Below are 7,669 nucleotides of genomic sequence, written 5' to 3' on the forward strand. Positions count from 1 at the left end.
CCACGAAGCCAGACTCCGCTACCGGTGGGACACCCGCACCGTCAAGCCTTACGATTTCCGGTAAGCGCCGATAAGCCCCTATCCGCGCAATCTCTTACGTGGGTTGCCAACCATGAGTGCAGCTAGGGCGGGCCGTGAGTGATAACACTTGAACCTTACGCTAAGTTCAAGGTCGTGCGTATTGTAGTCATTACATTGCAGCGGACTAGTGGTAGCAGAAAGTTCATTGAAGCGATCCAACGTGGCTGCAGTCAGTTTAAGCGAGGTCTGCTGAAACTACCTGACAACGCACCACCGACATCAAGGGGCGCAACCTCGGCGCCCGTGACCTAGGGATGCGCTGGACACCATGAACGTTAGCGCTCGATGTCGCCTGCGATGAAGGCTTCGACGAGCTCGTGGGCCTGGTCGTCGTTGTGCTGAATTGGCGGCGACTTCATGAAGTAGCTCGACGCGGACAGGATCGGTCCGCCGACGTTGCGGTCCAGAGCAATCTTGGCCGCACGAATCGCATCGATAATGACACCGGCAGAGTTCGGGGCATCCCACACTTCCAGTTTGTACTCCAGCGATACGGGAGCGTCGCCGAAGTTGCGGCCTTCCAACCGAACGAAGGCCCACTTGCGGTCGTCCAACCAGGACACATAGTCCGAGGGCCCGATGTGAACGTCATCGGCAGACAGTTCGGCCTTCAAATTCGAGGTCACGGCCTGGGTTTTGGAAATCTTCTTGGATTCCAGGCGCTCGCGTTCCAACATGTTCTTAAAGTCCATGTTGCCACCAACGTTGAGCTGGTAGGTGCGGTCCACGGTCACGCCACGGGCCTCGAAGAGCGCGGCCAGAGCGCGGTGGGTGATGGTCGCGCCGATCTGGGATTTGATGTCGTCACCAATAATAGGCACTCCGGCGTCGGTGAACTTCTGTGCCCAGGTCTCATCGGAGGCAATGAATACCGGCAGCGCGTTGACGAAGGCCACCCCGGCATCGATGGCCGCTTGCGCGTAGTGTTTGGCAGCCTGTTCGGAACCCACCGGAAGGTAGGAGACCAGCACATCGATGTTGTCGTCCTTGAGTTGCTGGACGACGTCGACGGGTTCGGCATCCGATTCGTCGATCATTTCGCGGTAGTACTTGCCCAGTCCATCGAGGGTGGGCCCGCGCAGCACCTTGACACCGGTTTCGGGTACATCGGTGAGTTTGATGGTGTTGTTTTCGGAGGCTCGCATCGCATCAGAAATGTCGCGGCCAACTTTCTTGGCATCGACATCAAAGGCGGTGACGAATTCGAGATCGGAGACATGATAGTCGCCGAACTGCACGTGCATCAGACCCGGTACGGTGTCTTGAGCCGAGGCGTTTTTATAGTATTCAACACCCTCGATCAGTGAGGTAGCGCAGTTGCCCAGACCGGCGATTGCCACGCGAACTTTTTGGTTGGACAGCACGAAACTCCTTGCGGTGAGTCTATGAGGTTAAGGCTAGGGATTCTTCGTATTGTACGACAATTCAACTCACGCGCTGTACACGTGATGCGGTTTAACCGGCCAGGTCGGTAGACTTTTGCTCATGGCGAGTGAACAGGACGAGTTAATAGCGCACGATCCACGAAGTGCCACCGCAAATTCTGGTCACAGCCGCATCCCGCCTCGAGGCCAACACACTGCGCCCGGGCGCATCAAAACCTTCTTCACGCCGGGCCGTGTGCTGATCCTGCTGGTCGCCGTCGCCGCGGTCATTGCCGCCGTGTTGAAAAGCCCGTGCAGAATTGGCGGCTGGGGCGCACCTGAAGTGTATTTCGCGGGATGCTACTCGGATTGGACGGGCCTGTGGACGTCTCGCGGTTTAGCCGGGGACCCGTGGGCCGCGTTCCGGTTCGACAGCTCATTTGAGTACCCGATCCTCATCGCTGTCGTCGTCACGATCATTGCGTTGCTGGCTCACGGGCTGACCAATATATCGGAGAGCCTGGGCATCGAGGTCGGTTCCAACCTGGTCTTCTATGACCTGAACTTCGTGGCAGTGATCGCGCTGTGGATCTTCGTCACCGTGATGGTCGCTAAACTGGCCGGCATCAGGTATTGGGACGCCGCCATGGTTGCGGTCGCGCCCGGCATCATCTTCGCAGGCTTTATTAACTGGGACATGTGGGCGGTGGCGTTCATGGTCGCGGCCATGTGGGCGTTTGCCAAACACCGCTATGGGTGGGCCGGCGTGCTCATTGGGCTGGGCACCGCCGTCAAACTTTTTCCCCTCTTTCTCTTGGGCGCCATCGCCGTGCTGGCGATTCGCAGCGGACGCTACTACCCGCTGCTGCTCACCACCGCCGGTGCAGCCATCGCCTGGCTTGCCGTCAATCTCCCGATGATGCTGTTCAACCCGGCGGCCTGGGCGGTCTTCTATGAATACTCCTCCGAGCGCGAGCCCGGCTGGTCCTCGATCTGGCAGGCCTACGGCACCGCAACCGGCAACACGATCAGCGGCGAACAGCTCTCCGGTTATGCCTTCTGGTCCTTCTTCATCGCGTGCGCGGCCATCGCCGTCATCGGGCTCACGACCAAACATCGACCGCGACTAGCACAGTTGCTGTTCCTCATCGTGGCCGCATTCATCCTGGTCAATAAGGTCTACTCGCCCCAATTCGTGCTGTGGATCATCCCATTGCTCGTCCTGGCTCTACCAAACTGGCGCGACTTTTTGATCTTTTCCGTCGCAGAGCTGCTGCACTTCTGGGCGATCTGGGGACATCTTGCGAGTCAAACCTCCGGCTACGACAGTCAACATCAGTTGGACGAGAACCTCTACCTGGCCGCCGTCGCCCTGCATGTCACCGTGTTGATCTACCTGACGATCCGCGTGATCGTCGACATGTATGACCCCGTCAATGATCCGGTGCGCACCACGCTGAGCGAAACCAGCCATCCGATGCTGCCCGATGACGATCCCATCGGCGCCGAATTTGATGGCGCCGAGGATAAGTTTGTGCTGCGGCGATCGCTTTCCTAACTGTTTACAGGTATACGGCATGTGGACACAGAGAGGAGATTAGACTCGAAGCATGACTCCTTACCTTGACGACCTTGCCGAGTTCATTCACACGTCCCCGACCCCGTACCATGTGACCGCCCAGGTTGCCGCCCGTGCAGCCGAAGCCGGGTTCACCGTGGTGCACGATACAGTCGACGACTTTCCGACGGAACCCGGTGGGTATGTGTTGGTTCGCGACGGTGCCGTCATCGTCTGGCATGTGCCTGAAAACCTGCCCGAGCACCCAACGTTCCGCATCGTCGGGGCGCACACCGATTCGCCAACGTTTCGTGTGAAACCCATGCCCAACAACACCTCTGCCGGCTACAACCGAGTCGGCGTCGAAGTCTACGGCGGTGTACTCGCAAACTCTTGGCTCGATCGCGATCTAGGCTTTGCGGGACGGTTGATCACCGAGCATGGCGAGCACTTGGTCCATACCCCGGCGATGGCGCGCATCCCGCAGCTGGCTATTCACCTGGACCGCAGCGTGAACGACGGCCTGAAACTGGACCGTCAACACCATTTGGTCCCCATAGTCGGGGCTGGGGGCGAGGCCAACATTATCGACGAAATCGCTAAGCACACCGGCGTCGACCCAGCAGAGGTCACCGGTTTCGATCTGCTACTGACCGATACCCAACCGCCTGCCACTTTCGGCATCAACGAGGACTTCTTTGCCGCGCCGCGCCTGGATAACTTGGTCTCCGTCCACGCCGGACTACGCGCCATGCTGGAAACCGAGTCAGACAAAATCACCATGCTGGCAGCCTTCGACCACGAGGAAGTCGGCTCCGAAACCCGCACCGGTGCGGGCGGGCCACTGCTGGAAGAAATGCTGACCCGCATTCTGTCCGCCCAGAACATGCCGGGTCACCTGCACCGCACCATCATCGCCCACTCGATCCTGTTGTCTGCTGATGGCGGGCACCTGGTACACCCGAACTACACCGAACGCCACGATGCCGATCACCGACCACAACCCAATGCCGGGCCAATTTTGAAGGTTAATGCCACCCAGCGTTACCTATCTGATGGTCGCGGTGCTGCCAAATTCAACCGCTGGGCTGAGCGCGCCGGCGTCCCGCACCAGGTCTTCGTGTCGAATAACAATCAACCCTCCGGCTCAACGATCGGGCCCATTTCGGCAACGCGGTTGGGTATTGAAACCATTGACGCCGGTATCGGACTGTTGTCCATGCACTCGGCTCGCGAAATGTGTGGTGCCCAAGACCCACAACACCTGTCCAAACTGGCCTCTGCTTTCTACTACGACCAGAGCTAACTATGTGGGTTGGTCCCAGGGGTTTTGGCAACGAACCCCGAGAGGTTCGAAGTGTTTGGTGTTCCGCGTTGCTACGACCATCTCGTTGGCATGTGCGACTGCAGCTATCAACGCATCATCGAATGGCGCATGCTCAGGTACACGGAAAGTTGCCAGAATTCTTGCAGAAGCTAAATCGAAGGGCAATATACGTTCCGTGAATGCCGGGAGAACATACTCGTCGAACCAGCGGCGCAATATCGTGCCTTGCGCGGTGTCCACACGCTCTTTGGCGACGATGCCGCGTTCGATTTCGGCAATTGTCAGGGCCGAGACGAACAGCTCATTAACCGGGATCGACATTACCCAGGCCTCGACTGCTGGATTGCGGCCACGTATCCTCAATGCGGACACCACGTTTGTATCTAGCAGGTACGTCATAGTTGCGGGGTCCGTGCTTTCAAGCCAAGCGGCTTGGGTTCGAAATGAATGTCGGCCCCCTCGTCCATGCTGAGTAGATCGGTGAGCGTTATGGGGTCTCGGTTAAGGGCTTCCGCGATGATCGCACGTGCCTCCGCTTCAAGGGACCGATGATGACTATTGGCTCGCGCACGTAATGCTGTCTTAGTTCCTGCGGGTAAACTACGGATGAGAATCTGTTCCATTATTACCACCTTCTGATATCACTTAATAGATATCATACCGCAGGGCAGGTGTAGCGTCCACCGTGAAACGGACTGTTGGGCCTTCGCAAGGGAAGCGTAGTAGTTTTGTAGTTTCCGAAATTGATAGACTCGTGACAGGAGCTGAACGTAGCTGGGATCGCCCTCCACTTGCCATGATAGATGTCGATATCGAAGGGGTTAGTCATGGATATCAAAAAACGAAATCAAAGCTATTCAGGCTGAGTCTGAAGCTACTAAGGACCTCCCTTTACCTGACGATGTTCAGGGTCAACGGCGCGGTCGATCCGTCGTTCAGTCAGTGCGATTGCCAGCGAAGGAATTCTTAGAAATCGAACAATTGGCTGGGAAACTCGACATTCCGGTCAGCGCACTCATCCGAGGATGGGTGCTCGCAGCACTTGCCGAAGAGCGCGGGACATCATTAAGAGACGCCATAGATCGTGTTGCCGCAGAAGCTGATCGGCTTCGCCGGATTGCTGAGCGGAAAGATATCGCCTGACTGTGCCCATGAATGGACAGCTCGCCCCAATCATGGGTCACTTGGAAGATGCTGCACCCGGCGGTCTCATCGGCGTCTACCTCTATGGCTCTGCGACCACGGGACAACTCCAGCCCGATAGTGACGTTGACCTGCTGATGGTGACGGGCCGATCACTGACCGATGGTGAACGAGCAAATCTCGTGGCACTGCTATTGAACGTTTCTGGCTGGAAGGGGCATGGAGAATCCTTCCCCGAGGCCGCCAATCGTCGCCCGATAGAACTCACCAGCTTGGTACACGATGACGTCCGCCCGCTGGCCGATACGCCCCGGTTAGATTTCCAATACGGCGAGTGGCTGTGCACGAAGTTCGAGGCCGGTATCGTACCGCAATCTCGCATCGACTCCGACCTACTCGAGGAGTACTCGAGCGACCAGCGAAATGTGTTGCTCACACTAGCGCGTATCGTGGTTACCTTGGAAACCGGCGACATCGTTACCAAGGATGTTGCTGCCCAGACAATCGTCCAGAGACAGTTGTGCTCGCTTCGACGCTTGCTTCCCTCGCCTACGAAGCGGACCTTGGGCTTTCAACTGTTTATCGAAATGTAACCCTCCCGTTGAGTGTCAAGGGCCCCGAAGATGGGTCGATACCTCTAGATTGAGAAGTGTCAGAACACTGACCGGAAGGCCCAAGAGTCTATGTCGAACGACACCAGGGGCCGGTACGGTTCCTGGCCGCACGCGAGGCTACGGGCCGACCGACCACCATCCGCGAATCGATGTGCGGACTGGCTGATTGATGTGAAGATCGATCGGCTCTCGTCCCTGGTTTGGAGTCACTGTGGCCACGCTCAATTCACCTACTGTCATCACCGAGGATCTCGAGACTGCGGTCGCTTCCGCGGTGGCGCAAAAGTCCTATGTGATCGACACGTCCGTTCTGCTGTCGGATCCCAAAGCTCTGCTGCGCTTCGCAGAACACGAAGTGATCATTCCGATCGTCGTCATATCCGAGTTAGAAAAGAAGCGACACGACGCTGAACTGGGGTACTACGCCAGATCGGCTCTGCGCTTGCTCGACTCATTAAGGCTTCGCCACGGCTCGTTGAACCAGCCGATTCCACTCAACGACGACGGCGGCCACCTGCTGGTCGAGCTGAACCACATCACCGAAACCGTGTTGCCCGCCGGATTCCGCCAGGGCGACAACGACTCCCGCATCCTGGCCGTTGCCAAGAGCTTCGCCGACGAAGGTCGAGCAGTCACCGTGGTCTCCAAAGATCTGCCGATGCGCGTCAAAGCCTCAGCCATGGGGCTCGACGCCGACGAGTACCGCAACGAGTGGGTCACCGACTCCGGCTGGACCGGTCTGGCCGATATTGATGCGACCGAGGAACAAATCTCCGAACTCTACGACGGCGAACGAATCGACATCGATGAAGCCACCGACCTGCCCACCAACACGGGGCTGGTCATCTCATCCGGGAATGGTTCGGCGCTGGGATGAGTCAAAATCGATGCGACCTCCCACAAGTACGTCGAGGTCGTCCGTGGCGATCGGCCGGTCTTTGGACTGCACGGCCGATCCGCAGAACAACGGCTCGCCATCGACATGCTGCTGGACCGCGAAATCGGCATCGTCTCAATGGGCGGACGCGCAGGTACCGGAAAATCTGCGCTCGCCCTGTGTGCTGGACTGGAAGCGGTACTGGAGCGCCGCGAACACAAGAAAATCATCGTCTTCAGACCGCTCTACGCCGTCGGCGGTCAAGAACTCGGCTATCTGCCCGGCAGCGAAGAAGAGAAGATGAACCCTTGGGCTCAGGCGGTGTATGACACGCTTGGCGCGCTGGTGAGCGAGAATGTGCTCGACGAAGTCATGGAACGTGGACTCATTGAAGTGCTGCCGTTGACGCATATCCGTGGACGCAGCTTGCACGATGCCTGGGTGATCGTCGATGAAGCCCAGTCACTCGAAAAGAATGTACTGCTGACGGTCATGTCCCGGATGGGGAACAACTCGAAAATCGTGCTCACTCACGACGTCGCACAGCGCGACAACCTGCGCGTCGGGCGGCACGACGGCGTCGGAGCAGTGGTGGAAATCCTTAAAGGGGCTCATCGTAAAAATGAGTGTAGTTGGTGTCTGAATCCGCCGGTGTCGAGCAGTGCTCTGGTGATGTAATGCATGAGATTACGGAAGCCTAAGGCT

At 57.9% G+C, this 7,669-nt stretch carries 7 protein-coding genes and 1 pseudogene; 5 read left to right on the plus strand and 3 right to left on the minus strand.

What is annotated here, in order from left to right; genetic code table 11:
* Window positions 1-356: 356 nt before the first annotated feature.
* Window positions 357-1,442 carry an inositol-3-phosphate synthase gene (locus tag ACYVJT_RS14755; RefSeq protein ID WP_343957085.1) on the minus strand — a complete coding sequence of 362 codons (1,086 nt, stop codon included), beginning with the start codon at window positions 1,440-1,442 and terminating at the stop codon, window positions 357-359.
* A gap of 124 nt (window positions 1,443-1,566) precedes the next feature.
* Here ACYVJT_RS14755 and ACYVJT_RS14760 point away from each other — a divergent pair, with 124 nt between their 5' ends.
* Window positions 1,567-3,003 (plus strand): glycosyltransferase family 87 protein, encoded by a 1,437-nt coding sequence (locus tag ACYVJT_RS14760; protein WP_343957073.1) that lies wholly within the window; start codon window positions 1,567-1,569, stop codon window positions 3,001-3,003.
* Window positions 3,004-3,055: 52 nt separating this feature from the next.
* Window positions 3,056-4,309, plus strand: a complete 1,254-nt coding sequence (locus ACYVJT_RS14765) for a M18 family aminopeptidase (RefSeq protein WP_343957075.1) — start codon at window positions 3,056-3,058, stop codon at window positions 4,307-4,309.
* Here ACYVJT_RS14765 and ACYVJT_RS14770 read toward each other — a convergent pair whose 3' ends face one another.
* Together ACYVJT_RS14770 and ACYVJT_RS14775 are read right to left on the minus strand one after the other, a co-directional pair.
* The gene (locus ACYVJT_RS14770) at window positions 4,310-4,729 is read right to left on the minus strand and encodes a type II toxin-antitoxin system VapC family toxin (RefSeq protein ID WP_343957077.1); all 420 of its coding nucleotides are present in this window, start codon (window positions 4,727-4,729) and stop codon (window positions 4,310-4,312) included.
* Window positions 4,726-4,953 (minus strand): FitA-like ribbon-helix-helix domain-containing protein, encoded by a 228-nt coding sequence (locus tag ACYVJT_RS14775; RefSeq protein ID WP_343957079.1) that lies wholly within the window; start codon window positions 4,951-4,953, stop codon window positions 4,726-4,728. Before ACYVJT_RS14775 ends, ACYVJT_RS14770 begins: the two co-directional genes overlap by 4 nt.
* A 325-nt stretch (window positions 4,954-5,278) precedes the next feature.
* Between ACYVJT_RS14775 and ACYVJT_RS14780 the strand changes: the two genes are divergently transcribed.
* From ACYVJT_RS14780 to phoH2, 3 genes and pseudogenes are all read left to right on the plus strand, one after another.
* Window positions 5,279-5,473 carry a hypothetical protein gene (locus tag ACYVJT_RS14780; RefSeq protein ID WP_343957081.1) on the plus strand — a complete coding sequence of 65 codons (195 nt, stop codon included), beginning with the start codon at window positions 5,279-5,281 and terminating at the stop codon, window positions 5,471-5,473.
* 8 nt (window positions 5,474-5,481) lie between these two features.
* Entirely contained in the window at window positions 5,482-6,066 is a 585-nt protein-coding gene (locus ACYVJT_RS14785; RefSeq protein ID WP_343957083.1) for an aminoglycoside adenylyltransferase domain-containing protein, read from the plus strand.
* Window positions 6,067-6,325: 259 nt separating this feature from the next.
* Window positions 6,326-7,573 (plus strand): annotated as a pseudogene (gene phoH2, locus ACYVJT_RS14790) (RNA 5'-3' helicase PhoH2); the annotation flags it as partial.
* Window positions 7,574-7,669 lie beyond the last annotated feature (96 nt).

Source organism: Yaniella soli (genome assembly GCF_054782375.1).

What these genes read in the sequence shown, in the direction of transcription:
- ACYVJT_RS14760 (WP_343957073.1), top strand. Translation starts at nt 1,567, where the DNA reads ATGGCGAGTGAACAGGACGAGTTAATAGCGCACGATCCACGAAGTGCC.
- ACYVJT_RS14765 (WP_343957075.1), top strand. Translation starts at nt 3,056, where the DNA reads ATGACTCCTTACCTTGACGACCTTGCCGAGTTCATTCACACGTCCCCG.
- ACYVJT_RS14770 (WP_343957077.1), bottom strand. Translation starts at nt 4,729, where the DNA reads ATGACGTACCTGCTAGATACAAACGTGGTGTCCGCATTGAGGATACGT.
- ACYVJT_RS14775 (WP_343957079.1), bottom strand. Translation starts at nt 4,953, where the DNA reads ATGGAACAGATTCTCATCCGTAGTTTACCCGCAGGAACTAAGACAGCA.
- ACYVJT_RS14785 (WP_343957083.1), top strand. Translation starts at nt 5,482, where the DNA reads ATGAATGGACAGCTCGCCCCAATCATGGGTCACTTGGAAGATGCTGCA.